Consider the following 19,630-nt stretch of genomic DNA (forward strand, 5'->3'; position numbering starts at 1 on the left):
CCGCCGCCCACAGGCGTCGACGTCTCTCATCGAACTCTCCCGCGAGCGCCCGATAGCGCTCTCCGATCGCATGCTCGTTGATCATACGATCTTACTTCGACATCACCAGCCAATCTCCTACTTGTTGTTTGACGCTTCCTAAGACGCGGAAGAGACCGGCGTCGACTACTCGGCCAGCGTAGCACTTCGGAGTGTGGCGGGGAGCTAAGACACAGTCGACAACCGGCACGAGCCACGCTGCAGCGTAGCACTTCGGAGTGTGGCGGGGAGCTAAGACAACCTCACGCTGGGTGAGTGCATCCCGATCAGCGTAGCACTTCGGAGTGTGGCGGGGAGCTAAGACCCACTAGCAGAGAGGAGGCGCAAGTGAGCAAAGCGTAGCACTTCGGAGTGTGGCGGGGAGCTAAGACGCCGGTTGCTGAATACCCACACCGTGCCGTAGCGTAGCACTTCGGAGTGTGGCGGGGAGCTAAGACAGTCGGCGACTGGCGTCCTTCTGCTCCCAAGCGTAGCACTTCGGAGTGTGGCGGGGAGCTAAGACCTGGCGTTCGAGGGATCGGACCTCCGGTCCGACTTAGCTCCCCGCCACACTCGCACGGAAAGGGATCTACCAGACCTCGCACTTCAAGAGGTCCTCGTAGGCTTCCCGCCGCACCACCCAGCGCCAGGATCCATCGCTCACGAACACGACGCCGGGACGCACCTGCTTGTTGTAGTTGCTGCTCATCGACTGGCAGTACGCGCCGGTCGCGCACACACACAGCACGTCTCCGACGTCCGCGCACTGAAGCGGCGCATCGTTGACCACGATGTCCCCGCTCTCACAATGCTTGCCGGCCACCGTCGCCACCATCTCGCGCGGCTGGTCCGCTTTGTTCGCGATCAGCGCCTCGTAGTGGGCGTCGTACAGCGACGTGCGTATGTTGTCGGACATCCCGCCGTCGACCGCAACGTAGGTGCGGATGCCGGGAATCTCCTTGATCGAGCCAACCGCATAGAGCGTCACCCCTGCGTTGGCCACGATCGAACGTCCAGGCTCGACCGCCATCCTTGGCACGGCAAGGCCCCAGCGCTCGCACTCTTCCTTGATGCCGTCGACCACTACCTTCCCGTAGTCCTTCACCGTGGAAGGCTCGTCGGGCAGGCCATACGCGATGCCGAGACCGCCGCCGGTGTCGAGCAGTCGCACCTCGACACCGGTCTCGTCCTTGATCTCACGCATGAACTCCACGATGACCTGGATCGCCTTGGCGAAGCTGTGAAGCGCGAAGATCTGCGAACCGATGTGCATGTGCAGACCCTCGAAATCGAGCCCGGGCAACTCGATGGAACGCTTGACGGCCTGCATCGCGAGACCTTGATTGCGCCCGAAACCGAACTTGGAGTCCTCGGCGCCGGTCATTATGAAGTCGTGCGTGTCCGCCTCAACGCCCGGAGTCACGCGGATGACCACGCTTTGAGTGACGCCGCGCTCGACTGCCAGCGCGCTCAGACGCTCCATCTCCTCGAAGCTGTCCACCACGATGCGCCCGACACCAGCGTCGAGGCATTCGGCGAGTTCGACGGGCGTCTTGTTGTTGCCGTGCACGTAGATGCGCTCCATCGGGAAGTCCGCGCGCAACGCGAAAGCGAGTTCACCACCGCTCGAGACATCGAGGCAGCAACCCTCCTCGGCGACGAGGCGGCACATCGCGACCGACATGAACGCCTTGCCTGCGTACACCACGTCGACATCGCGCCAGTGATAGGTCGTCCAGCGCACGTATTCCTGAAGCTGATGACGGATGGTCGCCTCGTCCATGACATAGACGGCGGTCCCCACCTCGTGAGCGATTGCGACGGTGTCGACGCCGCCGATCCAAAGATGCCCGTCGCGCACCTCCGCGGTCATCGGAAGGACCGACATAAGATCGGCTGCGGTCTTGCGATCGGGTACTGCCGGAGGACGCGGTTCGGATGGTCTGCCCATGGCTCTCTCCCACTTCGTCTGCCGCCTCGATCGCGGTCGGCTCCCTCTCCGTGTGAGTTAGTCTACACTAAGTTCATCGCTTTGCAAGCATTACGCCAAGGAACCCGTCGCCGGTCTCCCCGCGCCGCTACATCCGATCCGGAGCGCTGACCCCAACGAGTCCGAGCACCGCGGCAAGCGCGATTCGCGTGGCATCCACCGCGGCGAGCCGCGCGGCCGTGAGCTCGGGATTCTCGGAGTCGACAACGCGGCACTGCGCGTAGAACTGGTGGAAAGCTGCGGCGAGCTCCTCGGCATAGGTCGTGAGCTTGTGCGGCGCGAGCTTGACGGCGGCGATCTCCACAACCTCCTCGAACTCTGCGAGTTTGCGCATGAGCGCGAGTTCGGCCTCACCGTCGAGCAGGTGGAGCGGGGCATCATCGCGTACGAGTTCACGAGCTGTCGCCGCGATGTCGACGTCCGTGTCGGCCGTATCCGCGCCAGCCGCCTTGCGAAGGATCGCGCAGATGCGCGCATGCGCGTACTGGACGTAGAACACGGGGTTCTCGCTGGACTGCTCGGTCGCAAGCGTGATGTCGAAATCGAGCGGCTGGTCGGTGCTCCGGCGCAGGAAGAAGTAGCGCGCAGCGTCGGCGCCGACCTCGTCGAGCAGGTCATCGAAGGTAACCATCTCGCCCGTGCGTTTGGACATGCGAACGACTTCGCCATCTCGGAACAGCGTCACCAGCTGGCCGATGACGAGATCGAGCTGGCCCGGATGGCCGAGGGCCGCAGCTGCGGCTTCCATGCGCTTCACATAGCCGTGGTGATCAGCGCCCCACAGATCGATGACGCGGTCGAAGCCACGGTCGAACTTGTCCTTGTGGTACGCGACGTCAGCGGCGAAGTATGTGTACTCGCCGTCGGCCTTCCGCATCACACGGTCCTTGTCGTCTCCGAAGTCCGTGGAGCGGAACCAGACCGCGCCGTCCTTGTCGAACACGTATCCGGCCTCGCGCAGCGCTTCGATCCCCTGCTCAACGGCGCTCGGCGCACCGCCCGCGCCCGGTTCGTGCAGCGTGCGCTCCGAGAACCACACGTCGAAGTCGACACCCATTCCGCCTAGCACACGCTTGAGGTGCGCTAGAACCTGCGCGTATGCCTGCTCCTTGAAGTGCGCCTCGCGCTCCTCGGCAGGTACGCCGATCCATGCCTCACCCTCGGCCTCTAGTATCTCGCGAGCGATGTCGGTGATGTAGGCGCCTTGGTACCAGTCCTCGGCGAACTCGACCTCGTGACCTGTGAGCTCCATGTACCTTGCGGCGACGGACTTCGCGAAGATCTCCATCTGCACGCCCGCGTCGTTGATGTAGAACTCGCGCTGCACGTCCCAGCCGGCATGCGCGAGCACGCGCGCGATGCCGTCACCGAGAGCTGCCCAGCGTCCGTGGCCGACATGCATCGGGCCGACAGGGTTCGCCGAGACGAACTCGACCTGGACTCGCTTGCCCTCGCCGATCTCGACCCGCCCGAAGTCGCTGCCTTTCGTGCGCGCCTCAACGACCACGCGCTGCAACGCATGGGCGGAAAGGCGGATGTTGATGAAGCCCGGACCCGCGATCTCGACGGCGTCAACGTCCGGGTGACCCGCCATCCTCGCGGCAACGACCTCGGCAACCTGCCGAGGAGCCATGCCTGCGGCCTTTGCGAGACGCATGGCGATATTGGTCGCCCAGTCACCGTGATCCGGGTCGCGCGGACGCTCCAGATGGGGCTCGGGGATCTCGTCTAGTGCGATCTCTCCACTGCTGGCAGCGTCAACGAGCGCGGCACGAACGAGTTCGCGGAGTACGTCGATCACGCAGCAACCTCTCTTGGGCTCATATGCGCTGATTCATGGGGGTCTAGGATAGCGGTAAGCGATGTGGCGAGCAAAAGAGGGGGGCGCTGGGCGCGTACTCCGGTAGGAGCGCGCATCAAACGTGAACGGCAACTGGTAATTCCTGCCACACGCTCACCTCACTGCCTGCCTCCGCTGACCGATGATGGCGACCACTCGCACGGGGGACTCGCGCACTCGACCCTATTGGCGCTAGGCTAGCCAGACAACCCCCTGCGTCACGGGGGACATGTCGACGTATCCCTGAATCGGCACGCCCACAGGCCTGGAACGCGTCACTGGAGGTAAACCCGATGAAGTCAGACCTGCAGATCGCTCAGGAAGCCACGCTCCGCCCGATCGTCGACGTCGCCGCAGAGATAGGCATCGGCGCAGACCGCTTGGAGCTCTACGGGCAGTACAAGGCCAAGGTCTCGCTGGACGTCCTCGACAGCCTTGCCGACCGTCCGCAGGGCCGCTACATCGACGTGACCGCAATCAATCCCACTCCGCTCGGCGAGGGCAAGACGGTCACGACCGTCGGCCTTGGCCAGGCGCTGAAGTACATCGGCAAGAACGTCATCACCTGCATCCGTCAGCCTTCTTTGGGGCCGGTCTTCGGCATCAAGGGCGGGGCAGCGGGCGGTGGCTACTCGCAGGTCATCCCCATGGAGGACTTCAACCTGCACCTGACGGGCGACGTACACGCCGTCACGATGGCCAACAACCTGCTCGCCGCCTACATCGACAACCACATCTACCAGGACAACGACCTCGATATCGACCCGCATTCCATCACGTGGCGCCGGGTCGTCGATCTCAACGATCGCGCACTCCGGAATGTCGTTGTCGGACTGGGCAGCAAGCTCGACGGCGTGCCGCGCGAGACCGGCTTCGACATCTCCGTCGCGAGCGAGGTCATGGCGGTACTCGCGATGGCCACGGACCTGCAAGACATGCGCAAGCGACTGGGCCGCATCGTGATCGGCACGAACTCCGCAGGCGAACCCGTCACTGCTGAGGATCTCAAGTGCGCCGGCGCGATGACCGTGCTCATGAAGGACGCCATCAAGCCCAACCTCATGCAGAACCTCGAGGGTGGCGCCGTGTTCGTTCACGCAGGCCCGTTCGCCAACATCGCGCAGGGCAACAACTCGATCATCGCTGACAAGATCGCGCTGAAGATCGCCGACTACGTCGTGACCGAGTCCGGCTTCGGGGCAGACATGGGCGCCGAGAAGTTCATGAACCTCAAGTGCCGTGCCTCCGGCCTGCGTCCCGACTGCGCAGTCATCGTGGCGACCGTGCGCGCACTCAAGTCCCACTCAGGCAAGTTCGAGGTCCGTCCTGGCAAGCCGCTCGACGAGCGCCTCAAGACCGAAGACCTCGAGAGCCTGGCTGAGGGCATCGTCAACCTCGAGAAGCACATCGAGAACATGAAGAAGTTCGGAATACCGGTCGTCACGGTCGTCAACCATTTCCCGACCGATACGCAAGCCGAGCACGACTTCATCAAGGAGCGCGCCTTGGCAGCAGGATCGGACTTCGCGGTCACACACAAGGTGCACGCCGATGGCGGCGCCGGTGGCGAGGAACTCGCCCGCGCCGTTGTGGAAGCATGCGAGCTACCGAAGGACTTCCGGTTCCTCTACACGGACGAGGCGTCCATCAAGGAGAAGATCGAGGCCATCGCCACCGAGATCTACGGGGCGGACGGAGTCGACTTTCTGCCCGCCGCGGAGGCCAAGGTCAAGCTCTACACCGACATGGGCTTCTCCAATCTGCCCATTTGCATGGCAAAGACACATCTGTCCTTGTCCCACGACCCGGCACTCAAGGGTCGTCCGACGGGTTGGCGTCTGCCCATCCGCGACATCCGCGCCAGCGTAGGCGCGGGATTCCTCTACCCGCTATGCGGGGACATGCGCACGATGCCCGGCCTACCCAAGACACCCGCCGGCGATCATATCGACATCGACGAGCACGGCAACGTTGTGGGTCTCTTCTAGTCCGCCCGTGACACAGCGACAGAAAAGAGACACGTTTCATGCCCAGGGTGACCTTCATCCCAGACGACGTCGTTGTGGACGTGCAGCACGGAGAGAACCTCCTGCGCGCGGCCATGATGGCCGACGTCCAAGTGACGGCGACCTGTGGCGGCGACGGGACCTGCGGCAAGTGCCGGATGATCGTGGAACAGGGAGAGGCGCAGTCGTCTTCTTCGGCACGCTTGACTAACGAGCAGGTCGCAGGCGGGTACGTCCTCGGATGCACGACCGAAGTCACCGGCGACCTCATCGTGCGAATCCCCCCGGAGGCCCGACCGGGTGTCGCTCCGTCCCGTGCACGCTCACGCCGAACCGTCGCAGCGTTGCTGACCGCCGAGGAGCACGCCGCGCGGGTGCCCTCGACGAAATCCGACCCACCCGCGCGCAAGCTCTACATCGAACTCCCGCGCCCGAACCTCAGCGACAACGCCGACAGCGTCAGCCGACTTCAGATCGCCCTGCGTCGCGCGTACCGCCTGGGCGACACGGTCTGCTCTCTGGAGACGATCAGGCAGACTTCGCAGGCGATGCGCGATGGCGACTGGAACGTCACCGCACTCGTCGTCGAGCCGCACCGCGGCATACCGATCATCGCCGGCGTCGAACCGGGTGACACGACAGCATGTCAGTACGCTGTCGCAGTCGACATCGGCACGACCACCGTGGAAGTCGCGCTCGTCGACATGGCGGCAGAAACCGTCCGGGCGCAGTGTTCCGAGTACAACCGCCAGGTGAAACTGGGCGATGACGTGATAACGCGGATAATCGCAAGCAGCTCCCCGGAGGGCTTGGTCGAGCTGCAAGACCTGGTTGCGGAGACGGTCACACACCTGGTCAACCAGGTGTGTGAGGAAGCCGACGTCCCCGTCGAGCAGCTGAGCGCGTATGTAGTCGCCGGCAACACGGTAATGACGCATCTGCTCTACGGCGTGTCGCCCGCGAGCATTCGTGGCGAACCCTACGTCCCGGTCGCCACGACCTTCCCGCTCGTGCCGGCGACCCGACTCGGCCTGCCGGGCGGTCCCGCCACACTCGTCATCGCGATGCCCTGTCCCGCGAGCTGGCTCGGAGGCGACATCGTCGCAGGCGTGCTCGCGGCGGGGATTCCGTGGACCGATCATCTCACCCTGTTCGTCGACATCGGCACGAACGGCGAGATCGTACTCGCCGACCGCGATTGGCTAATCGCATGCTCGTGCTCGGCCGGCCCTGCGTTCGAGGGCGCCGGTATCTTGCACGGGATGCGCGCGGCGGAGGGCGCCATCGAGCAGGTGCGCATCGATTCGGAGACGCTGGAACCCGCGATACTCACGATCGGCAGCGTCAAGCCGCTGGGAATCTGCGGAAGCGGATTGATCGACTGCGTCTCAGAGCTCTTCCTCACCGGCGCCCTTGAACGCAACGGCCGATTCGCCTCCCGCACGGAATCCTTCTCTCGCATGCAGGTTGGCGAGCGCGGCCCGGAGTACGTGCTCGTACGTGCCGAGGACAGCGGGACCGGGTCCGCCATCGTGCTGACCGAGACCGACATCGAGAGCCTCATGCGTGCCAAGGCGGCTATCCACGCAGGCATCAGCGTGCTGGCCGAGTGCGTGGACGTCGACATCGAGCAGGTCGAGGAGGTCATCGTGGCCGGCGGCTTCGGCCACTACCTGGATCTCGAGCGGGTGATGGCCCTTGGCATGCTGCCGGAGCTGCCCGTGGAGCGGTTCGCCTTCATCGGAAACGGTTCGCTTCTCGGAGCCCGACGCGTGGCGACATCGAGCGAGATGCTCAGGAAGGCCCACAAGATCTCGGAGATGATGACCTACGTCGAACTCTCGGTGAACGCCGGATTCATGGACCAGTACGTGTCTTCCCTCTTCCTACCCCACACCGATCTGACCCGGTTCCCGCGTTCGCAGGAGCTGCTCGAAGAGCGCTCTGCGATCAAGGGGGCGAGCTGACATGGCCTTCACGATCGCACTTGCAGGCAAGGGTGGAACCGGCAAGACGACAACTGCGGCGTTGGTGGTGCGTGCGTTGCGCGAGCTGGGAGCGCGTGCCGTACTGGCCGTCGACGCGGATCCGAACTCGACCCTGCACGAGGCGCTTGGCGTGGATGTCGAGCGCTCGGTGGGAGAGATCACCGAAGAGATGATGCAGTCGACAGAGGCCACGCCCGGCGGCATGAGCAAAGACGCGTGGATGGAGTACAACGTCCAGCGCTACGTGGTCGAGACCCGCGAGTTCGATCTGCTGTCGATGGGCCGACCGGAGGGCGCTGGCTGCTACTGCTACGCCAACAACCTCATCCGGGGGTGTGTCGACGACCTCTCGCGGAGCTATGAATACGTCGTCATGGACAACGAGGCTGGGCTGGAGCACCTCTCAAGGCGCACGACGCGTGACGTGAGCGTGCTGCTGATAGTCTCCGACCCAAGCATCCGCGGCGTACGCACCGCGCAGCGACTGAGCGAACTCGCCGACGAACTCGATATCACGATCGATTCGCGCTACTTGGTCATCAACCGCGCATCCACGCCGCTCGACCCGGCGCTCAAGACTGCGACCGAGCAGTCCGGGCTGAGCGTCCTTGGCGTGATTCCGTCTGACGACAACATCACCGCATGCGACCTGGCAGGCGAGGGGCTGTTCGAACTACCTCAAGACTCGCCCGCGCTCGCGGAGATCCGCAACATGATTCTCGCCGCAGTGCCAACGCTTCAAGACATGTCCGCCTAGGCACGCAGCAGCCCCGTACTTCTGGAGGTACCGATGTCAGCAAGCATCATCAGTGGAACCGAGGTCTCGGCGGCGCGACGTGCCGCGCTGGCCAAGCGCGTGGCCGAGCTGAAGACGCGCGGCGTCAACCCCGGCCTTGCCGTCGTGATCGTGGGCGAGGACCCGGCGTCGCAGGTCTACGTGCGCAACAAGGAGAAGGCCTGCGCCGAGATCGGCATCCACTCGGAGAAGATCGATCTGCCGACAACGACCACGCAAGAGGAGCTCCTCGCGGTCGTGCACGAGCTCAACGAGCGCGACGACATCGACGGCCTGCTCGTGCAGTTCCCGCTTCCCGACCACCTCGACGAGGACGCCGTAGTCGACGCTATCCGCGTCGACAAGGACGTCGACGGCTTCCATCCGGAGACGATCGGACGGCTCGTGGTAGGCAAGGAGACGTTCGTGTCGTGCACGCCGGCGGGCGTCATGGCGCTGCTCGACGCAAACGGCACGGACCTCAAGGGCAAGGACGTCGTGGTCGTGGGTCGCAGCAACAACGTCGGCAAGCCTGCGGCGCTGCTGTGTCTGGAGCGCCACGCCACCGTCACGATCTGCCATTCGCGTACTCAGGACCTCGCGGGCCATGTCGGGGCCGCCGACGTCGTCATCGTCGCGGTCGGACGCCCGGAGATGGTGAAGGGCGACTGGATCAAGGAAGGCGCGGTCGTGATCGATGTGGGCATCAACCGGCTCGACGATGGCCGGCTCGTCGGTGACGTGGAGTTCGAGGTCGCCAAGGAACGTGCCTCGGCGATCACGCCGGTTCCCGGCGGTGTAGGTCCGATGACCGTCGCAATGCTGATGGAGAACACCGTGAAAGCTGCTGTCCGCCACGCAGGCATCGAGTGATTGGAGTACGCACAATGGCATTCCAGGAGCCAATCGAGAAGATGAGCGGCCACATCCGCGAGGTCACCGTCGGAAGCGGCGAGAGCGCCCTCACGGTCGGTGGCGAGAACACGCTCCCCTTCTACACATGGGAAGGCAACATGCCCCGCACGCCGCTCGTGGCCATGGAGGTCTTCGACGTGGCCCCCGAGGGCTGGCCACAGACGCTCACGGACGCGCTTGGCGACGTCCTTGGCGACCCCGCCGCATGGGCTCGCGCGTGCGTCGAGCACCACGGCGCGGACATGATCTGTGTGCAGCTAGCGAGCACCGACCCCAACGGCGCCGACCGCAGCGCCGATGACGCTATAGAGACGGTCAAGGCTGTTGCCGCAGCTGTCGACGTCCCGCTGGTCATCTACGGATGCGGGAACGCCGACAAGGACGCCGACGTGCTCAAGCGGGTGGCCGAGGCCATGGCGGACCGCCCGATCGCTATCGGCCCCGCGACCGAGGACAACTTCAAGCCGATCACGGCAGCAGCGCTGGGCTATGGCCACGTCGTCGTGGCGGAGACCCCCATCGACGTCAACATGGCCAAGCAGCTCAACATCCTGATCACGCAGCTCGGCCTGCCCGCCGACCGCATTCTGATGGACCCGTCCACGGGCGCGGTAGGCTACGGCATCGAGTACAGCTTTACGGTCATGGAGCGGCTCCGACTCGCCGCCCTCGGCCAGAACGACGACATGACGCAGATGCCCATGATCTGCAACCTCGGCAGGGAGGCATGGCGCTCCAAGGAGGCCAAGACTGCCGAGGACGAGGAACCCGCATGGGGCGACGCACACAAGCGCGGCGTCATGTGGGAAGCCACAACGGCGATGACTTTGGCACTTGGAGGAGCGGACGTGCTCGTCATGAGACACCCCGAAGCGATCGCGCTTGTCAGGAAGGCAATCGACGGGCTGTCAACAAGTTGATGCAGCCGGATGCCGTGAAGGAGGCTAGCGTGGAAACCCTTTGCTCCTGTGAGGAGAAGGAAGTCGTGGCCGGCGTCGTAGGCAAGTACGCCGGCAGGGACGGCGTACTAGTCGACGTGCTCCATGATGTTCAGTCCGCTTTCAAGTACTTGCCCGACTCGGTGTTGCGGCGAATCTCGACCGAACTCGACGTGCCGCTTTCCCGCGTCTATGGAGTCGCGACCTTCTACTCTGGCTTCCGGTTCACGCCCCCGCCCGAGAATGAGATCAAGGTCTGCACGGGAACCGCCTGCCACGTGCGCGGGGCTCCGGGCGTCCTCAAAGGGTTCGAGGACGCTCTGGGAATCGCGGCGGGCGAGAGGACCAGCGATGATTGGGTGGGGCTCGATACGGTCAGCTGCGTGGGTTGTTGCGCCCTTGCGCCTGCCCTCGTGGTGAATGGAGAGGTCAGACGGGGCAAGGACGCGGCCAAGGTAATCGAGAGCCTGAAGCCGATTCCGGAGTGTGACGAAGATGTTGCGTAGTCACGAGGACCTTGTTGCTCACCGCGAAAGCCTCCTAGGCGACGGAGAGCTGCCGGATTGCTGCATCCACGTGTGCGCAGGAACCGGGTGTCGGGCCGCCGGGAGCTACGAAACCTACGATGAGTTCAAGCGGCTGGCCGACCCGTCCCGCGTGCGAGTACGCGCCACCGGGTGTCAAGGGTTCTGTGAGAAGGGACCCTTGGTCATCATCGAGCCGCACGATATCTTCTATCAGCGCGTCCTTCCCTCAGACACAGCGAAGGTACTGGACATCACCGTGGGACGCAATGTCGCCTTGCAGAACCTCCTGGTCGACGATCCGGTGACCGGAGAAACCAGCCGCGCCAAGCATGACGTGCGCTTCTATGGCAAGCAGAAGCCGATTGTGCTGGGCAAGTGCGGACGCATCGATCCGGAGGAGATCGACGACTGCATCGCACAAGGAGGCTACGGCGCACTCGCCAAGGCCCTCACCTCGATGACGCCCGAGGAGGTCATCGCCGAGGTCAAGCTCTCGGGCTTGCGAGGTCGTGGAGGGGCGGGCTTCCCAACAGGCGTGAAGTGGGAATCCGGACGCCGCACCGCCGGGGATATGAAGTTCGTGATCGCCAACGGTGACGAGGGCGACCCTGGAGCGTTCATGGACCGGAGCATCATGGAGGGCGACCCTCACAGCGTCCTCGAAGGCATGATCATCTGCGCCTATGCCGTCGGGAACTGCCGTCACGGCTACATCTACGTGCGCCAGGAGTATCCGCTGGCAGTGAAGCACCTCGAGATCGCGGTCACTCAGGCTCGCGAGCTCGGGTTGCTGGGAGACGACATCCTCGGCAGCGGGTTCAGCTTCGATATCGAACTCCGCAGGGGCGCAGGGGCCTTTGTATGCGGAGAGTCAACCGCCCTGATGTTCTCGATCGAAGGTACTCGAGGAATGCCTCGGGTGACTCCTCCACGCTCGGTGGAGGCGGGGCTCTTTGGCAAACCAACCGTACTGAACAACGTGGAGACGCTCGCGAACATACCCTGGATCATCACCGAGGGTGCTGCCTGGTTCAGGAACATGGGAACCGAGGACTCCCCCGGCACGAAAGTCTTCGCGCTCACCGGCAAGGTGAGGAACACGGGGCTCATCGAGGTGCCGATGGGCATCACCATTCGCGAAGTGGTGAACGAGATCGGCGGAGGCGTCCTCGGCGACCGTGAAATCAAAGCAATCCAGGTAGGTGGCCCATCGGGTGGGTGTCTAACCAGGGAGCACCTCGACCTCCCCCTCGATTTCGATTCGCTCGACGAGGTAGGAGCGATGATGGGTTCCGGAGGGCTAGTGGTCATGGACGAGGACGATTGCATGGTGGATGTGGCCCGCTACTTCTTGTCATTCACCCAGGTTGAATCCTGCGGAAAGTGCCCTCCGTGCAGAATCGGAACGTCCGAGATGCTCGCCATCCTTGACCGAATCACCCAAGGCAAGGGTAAGCCGGGGGACATCGAGCGTCTCCAGGCTATCGGCACACAGGTGCAGGAAACCTCGCTGTGCGGGCTCGGGCAGAGCGCTCCCAACCCCGTGCTCAGTACGCTCGCGCATTTCCGCGAGGAGTATGAGGCCCACGTGAACGACGGCTATTGCCCAGCAGGCGTCTGCAGCGGCCTCGGCAGCTACCGAATCATGAGTGAGAAGTGCATCCTGTGTGGCCTGTGTTTGGACGCATGCGCGTTCGGTGCGGTTGTGGACGGGCACAGAAGCTACTTCATCGATAGCGAGACGTGCACTGCATGCCGGGCCTGTCTGCAGGTGTGCCCGGTTGACTGCATCGAAGTGGTGCCGGCGATGAATGAGGCGGTGACTCCATGAGTGTCGTGTTGACCAAGGAGTGCGCCGTCCGCTCCACACTGGAAAGCCTCGAAACGTTCGCCGCCGAGAAGATGTGTCGCAAGTGCGTCGTGTGCCCGTTCGCAGTGAGCGAGATGACTCGCACACTTGGCGAGCTCATCACGGGCCAGGGCGTGAGCGGAGACACGGCCAGGGTCCGAGCAGTGGCGACTGGACTGCAGGAAACGGCGATGTGCAAGCTCGGGCAGGATATCGCAGTCCAAGTCCAGAATGCCCTCGATGACTCCGACGACCGATTCCTGAGCCATGAAGCGGGCCGCTGTCCCGATGGGGTCTGCGCCGAACTGCTCTCGTATGTTGTCTCACCAGCCAAGTGCACCCTCTGCGGCGCGTGCAAGGACGTTTGCCCGGCAGACGCCATCGTCGGGGAGCGTCCCCCTTGGTACATGGCGGACTGCGCGCCATTCCGGATTCGGAGAGACAAGTGCACGAGATGCGGGCTATGCGTGCCCGTCTGCGAACCGCAGGCTATCGAAACCCACTAGGAGGCGATCCGCTTGAGCGACGCTATCACACTTAACATCGACGGGCACGACGTGTCGGTCGCGGATGGCACCCCCTTGATCGAGGCAGCAGCCCTGGCGGGAGTCCACATCCCCCACCTCTGCTACTGCCCGGGACTCAAGAGCACTGGCGCGTGCCGCATGTGCGTGGTCGAACTCGAGGGCTCGTCCAAGCTGATCGCCTCCTGCAGCCGACAGGCCAAGGACGGCATGGTCGTGCGAACGGACACGCAGCGAGTCATGGATGCCAGACGCTTCGTAGCCGACCTCATCCTGTCCAACCACCCCGGCGATTGCATGAGCTGCGATAGGAATGGGACGTGCTCCTTGCAGGACGCCGCGTACCAGCTTGGCATTGAGAAGACGAGCTACTCGCTGAAGGACCCTGGATACCCCATCGACGACTCCAATCCATTCATCGTGCGCAACTACAACCTATGCGTGTTGTGCGGGTGCTGCGTGCGAGTCTGCGCGCTGCAGAGCGAGGGAATCCTCGAGTTCATGGAGCGCGGTATGGAGACGAAGGTCGGAACGGCGGGCGACCTGCCGCTACAGGATTCCGGCTGCGACTTCTGCGGGAGTTGCGTCTCCGTCTGCCCGGTCGCCGCGCTCATCGAGAAGGACCGGCGTTTCCGTGGTCGCGAATGGATGGTCGAGCAGGTCGAGAGTGCTTGCTCATTGTGCGGATGCGGCTGCGACTCGGTCGTGGGTAGCATCGACGGCGCGGTCGTGCGAGTCACGTCGCCCTCACCCGTAGGGTACCTATGCGCCAGGGGTCGATTCGGACTCGACCACATTGACAGCCCAGATACCCTCCGCAAGCCCCTCGTGAGGCGCAACGGCGACCTCGTCGAGTGTGACTGGGAAGAGGCGCTCGACTTCGCAGCATCGCGCCTACGCGAGGTGCGCGACACCTCCGGCGCCGATTCGGTGGGCTGGATCGTCGGTTCCTCCGCAACGAACGAGGTGGCATACGCGTTCCGTGCGCTTGCGTCCAAATCGTTCGGCTCGAGCGCCCTAGGCGGTTCTGCAGCGACACGCGGTTCCGCGGGCCTCTCGCAGCTGGAAGAGACGTTCGGAGATCTTTCGGTCGTCGCTTCGGCACAGGACGTGGAGACCTCCACCATCATCGTGGTCGTCGGCGCGGACGTCACGGCTGACTACCCTGCCGCAGGCGCGTGGATCGCCAGGGCACAGGCACGCAAAGCGCAGGTGGTCGTCATCGATTCGAGGATGACGACGATAGCCAAGCGCGCCCAGACTCATCTCCGACCGCAAGCTGGCACGGAGGGTCTGGCACTGGCCCGGCTGACGAAGGCGGTGCTCGACTCCGGCGACTACGACAAGGACTTCGTGAAGGGTCATACCGCCGGGACGACGCAACTCGAGAAGTTCCTCACGAGCGGGATACTCGTCGACACCGGCGAGAAGACCGGACTCCCAGACGATGACGTAGCCTCCTTGGCGGCGCTGCTCACGGCAACGGAAGGCCGCATCGTCTTCGTCGTCCCTGCGGACATCCACGATAGCGATGCGATTTCGTCCATCTCCAACGTGCTGCTCCTGTTGGGCCGCACCCAGGGATGCATCCTGCCCTGCACCTCGGCCAGCAACGTCCGCGGCCACTTCGAGCTATTCGGCGACTCCGGCTTCTCGGTTGCCGACATCACGGGAAGCGAGTCCATTCGCGCAATGGTCGTGTGGGACGAGGACTCCCTGAGCGATTGTGCTCAAGACGACTCCATCGCCGACTGGCTCGCCTCTCTTGACCTCCTCGTGATCGCCGCGCCGCTCATGCCCGAGCTGGCCGAGCATGCGGATGTCGTTCTTCCAGCCTCAGTTGTCTCGGACAACTCCGGAACGCGAATCAACATGGAGGGTCGTCGAGTGCGCCAGGGCGCCCTGCACGGGTCCGGCCAGGCCGACTATGACACCCTGAGCGCCTTGGCCGGCCGCCTTGACGCGCCACTACCGTGGAACACCGCCGAGGAGTGTGGGGCAGCCATCGAGGCCATCCTCACCCCCGCCAGCGGCACCGAGACTGCTGGGCGCGCCTACACATTCGCGGTGCCGACCGGCGCCGCGGTCCCAACCGAGCAGTCCACCCGCGAAACGAAGGGAGATGACTAGCATGGACGATGAATGCACCAGTTGTCCCGACTGGAGACTGGCCACCAACTGCAGCGCTAGCGTGCAGATGCTCGAAAAGGCAACTGCAGACGGTGCGTCCACCATGTTCCATCGCGCTCGCGAATCCAAGCCCTGCCCCATCGGCTCGAAGGGGCTGTGCTGCTCGGTCTGCGCTCTCGGACCGTGCCGCGTGACCGATGAAGGAGAGAACTCGAAAGTAGGCGTGTGTGGCGCGACGGCAGCTACCGTCGCAGCTCGGACTTTCGCGCGAATGGTCGCAGCGGGCACGGCCGCCCACTCCGATCACGGACGCGAGATCACCGAGCTCTTCCTGGCGACCGCCAAGGGCGAGGCACCGGGCTACGAGATCAAGGATGTGCGCAAGCTGCACTCCGTCGCCGCCGAGTTCGGAATCGACGTTGCTGACAAGGACAAGAACCAGATCGCACTCGAACTCGGCGAGAAGGCGCTCGCCGAGTTCGGTAAACAGCATGGTGAGCTCACCTTCCTGTCGAGAGCGCCGGCCGCAAGACAGGAAAAGTGGCGCAAACTCGGCATCGCCCCGCGAGGCGTAGACCGTGAAGTAGTCGAGATGCTCCACAGAACGAGCGTGGGCGTGGACCAGGAATACAAGAACATCCTGATGCATGCGTCCAGAACCGCGCTTGCCGATGGGTGGGGCGGGTCGATGATCGCCACCGAACTCCAGGACATCCTCTTCGGCACGCCCAAGCCAGTGCGGTCGAAGGTGAACCTCGGAGTACTCAGTACCGACCAGGTCAACATCATCATCCACGGGCACGACCCGATTCTCCCCGAAGCGATGGTAATCGTGTCGCGCGAACCCGAAGCGCTGGAACTCGCGCGATCGGTTGGGGCAACGGGGATAAACATCACCGGCATTTGCTGTTCCGCCAACGAGATTCTGATGCGCCACGGCGTGCCGCTGGCAGGCAACTATGTTCAGCAGGAACTCGCCATCGCGACAGGAGCGGTGGAGGCGATGGTCATGGACGTACAGTGTTGCCTCGAGTCGCTCCCAGAGATGGCGAAGTGCTACCACACCGAGATCTTCACCACCTCTGACAAGGCGATGATGGAAGGGGCGACGCACCTGGCGTTTGAGCCGGCTACGGCATTCGAGACAGCCAGGGAGGTGATTCGCCGAGCCATCGCCCGCTTTCCGCATCGCGGGGCCGTGAACATCCCCGACCAAGTCATGGAGATGGTCGCCGGCTTCAGCCATGAGACCATCAACTACATCCTTGGCGGCCAGTACCGCTCGTCGTACCGACCTCTCAACGACAACATCATCTCCGGTCGCATCCGTGGACTCGTGGCCATCGTGGGATGCAACAGCCCTCGTCTGCGGACCGGGCAGGTACATAGCGTGCTCATGCGCGAGCTGATCGCGAACAACGTGCTGGTCCTCGTGACCGGTTGCGCTGCAATCACCGCCGCCAAGGAGGGGCTGCTCGTTCCCGAGGCAGCCGAGCTTGCCGGCTCAGGTCTGCGCGAGGTGTGCGAGGCCGTCGGCATGCCGCCGGTCCTGCACTGCGGATCGTGTGTCGACAACAGCCGCCTGCTCACCGCGGTGTGCGGTATTCAGGCTGAGGGTGGTTTCGGTGACGACATAGCATACATCCCCGCAGCCGGATGTGCGCCGGAGTGGATGAGCGAGAAGGCTGTGGCCATCGGCCAATACTTCGTCGCGAGCGGCGTGATGGTCGTGTTTGGCAACACCTTCCCGACGCTCGGTAGCAAGAAGGTCTCGGATTTCCTGTTCGATGAGATCGAGGATCTTATGGGTGCGCACTGGGTATACGAGCCGGACCCGCTCGAGATGGCGCGCATCCTGATCAAGCGAATCGACGGGGGACGAGCCATACACGGCTACGACAAGGCAACGGAGCGGGTCCTCTTCGACATGGACATGCGGAGGGAGCTCGATGTCTAAGATCATCGCGAGCGCGGCGATACGCGGTGCACACAGTATCGTCGGTAAGGCCGAGCAAGCCCTCGCCGAGGCCATGGAGGCACACGGCGCGACGACGGCTGTTGAATTCCCGAACACCGCCTACTATCTCCCCGTCATCTACGGCCTCACAGGCGAGAAGGTGGAGCGCCTCTCGGACATGGACAAGGTACTCGGCATGGCTCGAGACCTGCTGCCAGATGCGCCTTCCGACAAGATCTGGCTGCCGTACCTCGGCCCGGCGCTAGACGCCGGGATAGCCACCCTCCTGGCCGAGGAGTGCATCGAGGCGCTCCGCTACGTCGATAGCTCCCCAGTCACCGATGGCATCTGGTTGGGCGCGGCCGACGACGTCATCATGCGCGCGCGCGGAGTGGAGTTCGTCGACGGCTCAGCACCCGGATTCGCCGCCGTGGTCGGCGCGGCGCCAAATCCGGAGACCGCGGCACACCTCGCCCGCGAGATGCAGGAGAAGATGCTCTACGTCTTCATGGCCGGACGCGACGGGAAAGACAGCTTCGCAGAGCAGCTCGATGAAGCGGGAGTGCAGCTTGGGTGGGACACGCGCCTCGTTCCATTCGGACCGGAGGTATACGGACACATCTATTCGCTCGGGTTCGCGACGCGGGTGGCGATGGCGTTCGGGGGCGTCCAGCCGGGAGACTACGAACGCATCCTCAAGTACAACAAGAACCGGGTGTTCGCATTCGTACTGGCCATGGGAGAGGTTACTGACGAGTGGTACGCAACCGCTGCGGGGGCGATCTCCTACGGCTTCCCGACGATTTCTACTTCCGACATCCCGCAGATTCTGCCCACCGGCGTGTGCACCTACGAGCACGTGGTATCCAATGTCTCCTGCGAGGAGCTCGTACAAAGGGCTATCGAGGTCCGCGGGCTCAAGATCAAGGTCATCGACATCCCCATCCCCGTGCCCTTTGGTCCCGCATTCGAGGGCGAGCGGGTTCGCAAGGAGGACACCCACGTCGAAGTGGGAGGTCAGCGCAGCCCGGCTTTCGAGTGGCTGCGCGGCCGGGACTCCTCAGAGGTGGAGGACGGCAAGATCGAACTCCTCGGGCCTGACGTCGCCGACGTCGAAGAGGGGTCGCTGCTGCCATTCGGCATCGTGGTCGACGTGTTCGGCCGCAAGATGCAAGACGATTTCGAGTCTGTTCTCGAACGTCAGTTCCACCACCTCATGAACTTCGCCGAGGGCGTCTTGCACATGGGCCAGCGCGACATGATCTGGGTCCGCATATCCAAGAAGGCCAAGGAAGCAGGCTTCTCCTTCAAGCACCTTGGCGAGATCCTACGCGCCAAGCTCCTCGACGAGTTCGCCGCAATCGTCGACAAGGTCCAAATCACGGTATACACCGATGAAAAGGAAGTGCTGGCGATCCGAGAACAAGCCCTGGCGTCCTACGAGGCCCGGGACGAACGCATGGCGGGACTGACCGATGAAGCGGTCGACGTGTTCTACTCATGCAGCTTGTGCCAGAGCTTCGCGCCGAACCACATATGTGTGGTCACGCCGGAGCGTCTGGGGCTGTGCGGCGCATACAACTGGCTGGACGCCAAGGCCAGCAATGAGCTCAATCCTGTCGGTCCCAACCAGCCGATCGCCAAGGGCGAGCTGGTCGACGCGAAACTCGGCCAATGGAGCGGTGTGAACGAGTTCATCCACGAGAAGTCGAATCGCAACGTCGAGCGCATGAGTGCGTACTCGCTGATGACCGACCCCATGACCTCGTGCGGCTGCTTCATGTGCATTGTGGCGCTCATGCCCATGTGTAACGGCGTGATGATCGTGAATCGCGAGTATCCGGGTATGACCCCGTCCGGCATGAAGTTTTCCACGCTCGCCGGCACCATCGGCGGCGGTTTGCAGGTGCCGGGCTTCATGGGCATCGGCCGTGGCTATATCTCGAGCAAGAAGTTCCTGTCCGCCGAAGGCGGCTTCAGCCGCGTGGTCTGGATGCCCAAGGAGCTCAAGGAACTCATGCGTGACCATCTTGCCGACACGGTCGCCGACATCGGTGACCCTGACTTCCTCGACAAGATCGCCGATGAGACAATCGCCGATACCGAGGAGGGCGTTCTCGAGTACATCATGAGCGTCGGCCATCCTGCCCCGGCAATGGAATCGCTGTTCTAG

Annotated in this window: 13 protein-coding genes and 1 CRISPR repeat array; of the genes, 11 read left to right on the plus strand and 2 right to left on the minus strand. The window is 63.7% G+C overall.

Annotation, left to right across the window (positions count from 1 at the left end; translation table 11 throughout):
* The first annotated feature begins 175 nt into the window (after positions 1-175).
* Positions 176-541: direct repeats of the CRISPR family, unit length 36 nt; unit sequence AGCGTAGCACTTCGGAGTGTGGCGGGGAGCTAAGAC.
* A gap of 66 nt (positions 542-607) precedes the next feature.
* Complete coding sequence (gene lysA, locus Q8K99_02850; protein ID MDP2181491.1) at positions 608-1,969, minus strand: diaminopimelate decarboxylase; 1,362 nt, start codon at positions 1,967-1,969, stop codon at positions 608-610.
* 127 nt (positions 1,970-2,096) lie between these two features.
* Complete coding sequence (gene argS / locus Q8K99_02855; GenBank protein ID MDP2181492.1) at positions 2,097-3,809, minus strand: arginine--tRNA ligase; 1,713 nt, start codon at positions 3,807-3,809, stop codon at positions 2,097-2,099.
* Between the two features lie 332 nt (positions 3,810-4,141).
* On the opposite strand from argS, the gene Q8K99_02860 reads away from it, so the two are divergent.
* From Q8K99_02860 to acsB, 11 genes are read left to right on the plus strand one after another with little or no spacing between them, the layout of a single operon-like run.
* On the plus strand, positions 4,142-5,836 hold the full coding sequence (locus tag Q8K99_02860; protein ID MDP2181493.1) for a formate--tetrahydrofolate ligase: 1,695 nt from the start codon (positions 4,142-4,144) through the stop codon (positions 5,834-5,836).
* A gap of 38 nt (positions 5,837-5,874) precedes the next feature.
* Positions 5,875-7,821, plus strand: a complete 1,947-nt coding sequence (locus Q8K99_02865; GenBank protein ID MDP2181494.1) for an ASKHA domain-containing protein — start codon at positions 5,875-5,877, stop codon at positions 7,819-7,821.
* 1 nt (position 7,822) lies between these two features.
* On the plus strand, positions 7,823-8,599 hold the full coding sequence (locus Q8K99_02870) for an AAA family ATPase (protein MDP2181495.1): 777 nt from the start codon (positions 7,823-7,825) through the stop codon (positions 8,597-8,599).
* A 33-nt stretch (positions 8,600-8,632) separates the two neighbouring features.
* Positions 8,633-9,490 carry a bifunctional methylenetetrahydrofolate dehydrogenase/methenyltetrahydrofolate cyclohydrolase FolD gene (folD, locus tag Q8K99_02875; protein ID MDP2181496.1) on the plus strand — a complete coding sequence of 286 codons (858 nt, stop codon included), beginning with the start codon at positions 8,633-8,635 and terminating at the stop codon, positions 9,488-9,490.
* 14 nt (positions 9,491-9,504) lie between these two features.
* Complete coding sequence (gene cdhD / locus Q8K99_02880) at positions 9,505-10,452, plus strand: CO dehydrogenase/acetyl-CoA synthase subunit delta (GenBank protein MDP2181497.1); 948 nt, start codon at positions 9,505-9,507, stop codon at positions 10,450-10,452.
* Between the two features lie 29 nt (positions 10,453-10,481).
* A complete protein-coding gene (locus tag Q8K99_02885; protein MDP2181498.1) occupies positions 10,482-10,976 on the plus strand; it encodes an NAD(P)H-dependent oxidoreductase subunit E in 495 nt (164 codons plus the stop codon).
* The gene (locus tag Q8K99_02890; GenBank protein MDP2181499.1) at positions 10,966-12,828 is read left to right on the plus strand and encodes an NADH-ubiquinone oxidoreductase-F iron-sulfur binding region domain-containing protein; all 1,863 of its coding nucleotides are present in this window, start codon (positions 10,966-10,968) and stop codon (positions 12,826-12,828) included. The genes Q8K99_02885 and Q8K99_02890 overlap by 11 nt, the downstream gene beginning before the upstream one ends.
* Positions 12,825-13,352, plus strand: a complete 528-nt coding sequence (locus tag Q8K99_02895) for a 4Fe-4S binding protein (protein MDP2181500.1) — start codon at positions 12,825-12,827, stop codon at positions 13,350-13,352. Before Q8K99_02890 ends, Q8K99_02895 begins: the two co-directional genes overlap by 4 nt.
* 12 nt (positions 13,353-13,364) lie before the next feature.
* Positions 13,365-15,500, plus strand: a complete 2,136-nt coding sequence (locus Q8K99_02900) for a molybdopterin-dependent oxidoreductase (protein MDP2181501.1) — start codon at positions 13,365-13,367, stop codon at positions 15,498-15,500.
* A gap of 1 nt (position 15,501) precedes the next feature.
* Positions 15,502-17,457: an anaerobic carbon-monoxide dehydrogenase catalytic subunit gene (gene cooS, locus Q8K99_02905; protein MDP2181502.1), complete on the plus strand. Its 1,956-nt coding sequence runs from the start codon at positions 15,502-15,504 to the stop codon at positions 17,455-17,457.
* Positions 17,450-19,630 carry an acetyl-CoA decarbonylase/synthase complex subunit alpha/beta gene (acsB, locus tag Q8K99_02910; protein ID MDP2181503.1) on the plus strand — a complete coding sequence of 727 codons (2,181 nt, stop codon included), beginning with the start codon at positions 17,450-17,452 and terminating at the stop codon, positions 19,628-19,630. The genes cooS and acsB overlap by 8 nt, the downstream gene beginning before the upstream one ends.

This window comes from Actinomycetota bacterium (assembly GCA_030682655.1).
Lineage (GTDB): Bacteria > Actinomycetota > Coriobacteriia > Anaerosomatales > JAUXNU01 > JAUXNU01.

Coding starts and splice junctions, on each gene's coding strand:
- lysA (MDP2181491.1), bottom strand. CDS start 1,969: ATGGGCAGACCATCCGAACCGCGTCCTCCGGCAGTACCCGATCGCAAG.
- Q8K99_02860 (MDP2181493.1), top strand. CDS start 4,142: ATGAAGTCAGACCTGCAGATCGCTCAGGAAGCCACGCTCCGCCCGATC.
- Q8K99_02865 (MDP2181494.1), top strand. CDS start 5,875: ATGCCCAGGGTGACCTTCATCCCAGACGACGTCGTTGTGGACGTGCAG.
- Q8K99_02870 (MDP2181495.1), top strand. CDS start 7,823: ATGGCCTTCACGATCGCACTTGCAGGCAAGGGTGGAACCGGCAAGACG.
- folD (MDP2181496.1), top strand. CDS start 8,633: ATGTCAGCAAGCATCATCAGTGGAACCGAGGTCTCGGCGGCGCGACGT.
- cdhD (MDP2181497.1), top strand. CDS start 9,505: ATGGCATTCCAGGAGCCAATCGAGAAGATGAGCGGCCACATCCGCGAG.
- Q8K99_02890 (MDP2181499.1), top strand. CDS start 10,966: ATGTTGCGTAGTCACGAGGACCTTGTTGCTCACCGCGAAAGCCTCCTA.
- Q8K99_02895 (MDP2181500.1), top strand. CDS start 12,825: ATGAGTGTCGTGTTGACCAAGGAGTGCGCCGTCCGCTCCACACTGGAA.
- cooS (MDP2181502.1), top strand. CDS start 15,502: ATGGACGATGAATGCACCAGTTGTCCCGACTGGAGACTGGCCACCAAC.
- acsB (MDP2181503.1), top strand. CDS start 17,450: ATGTCTAAGATCATCGCGAGCGCGGCGATACGCGGTGCACACAGTATC.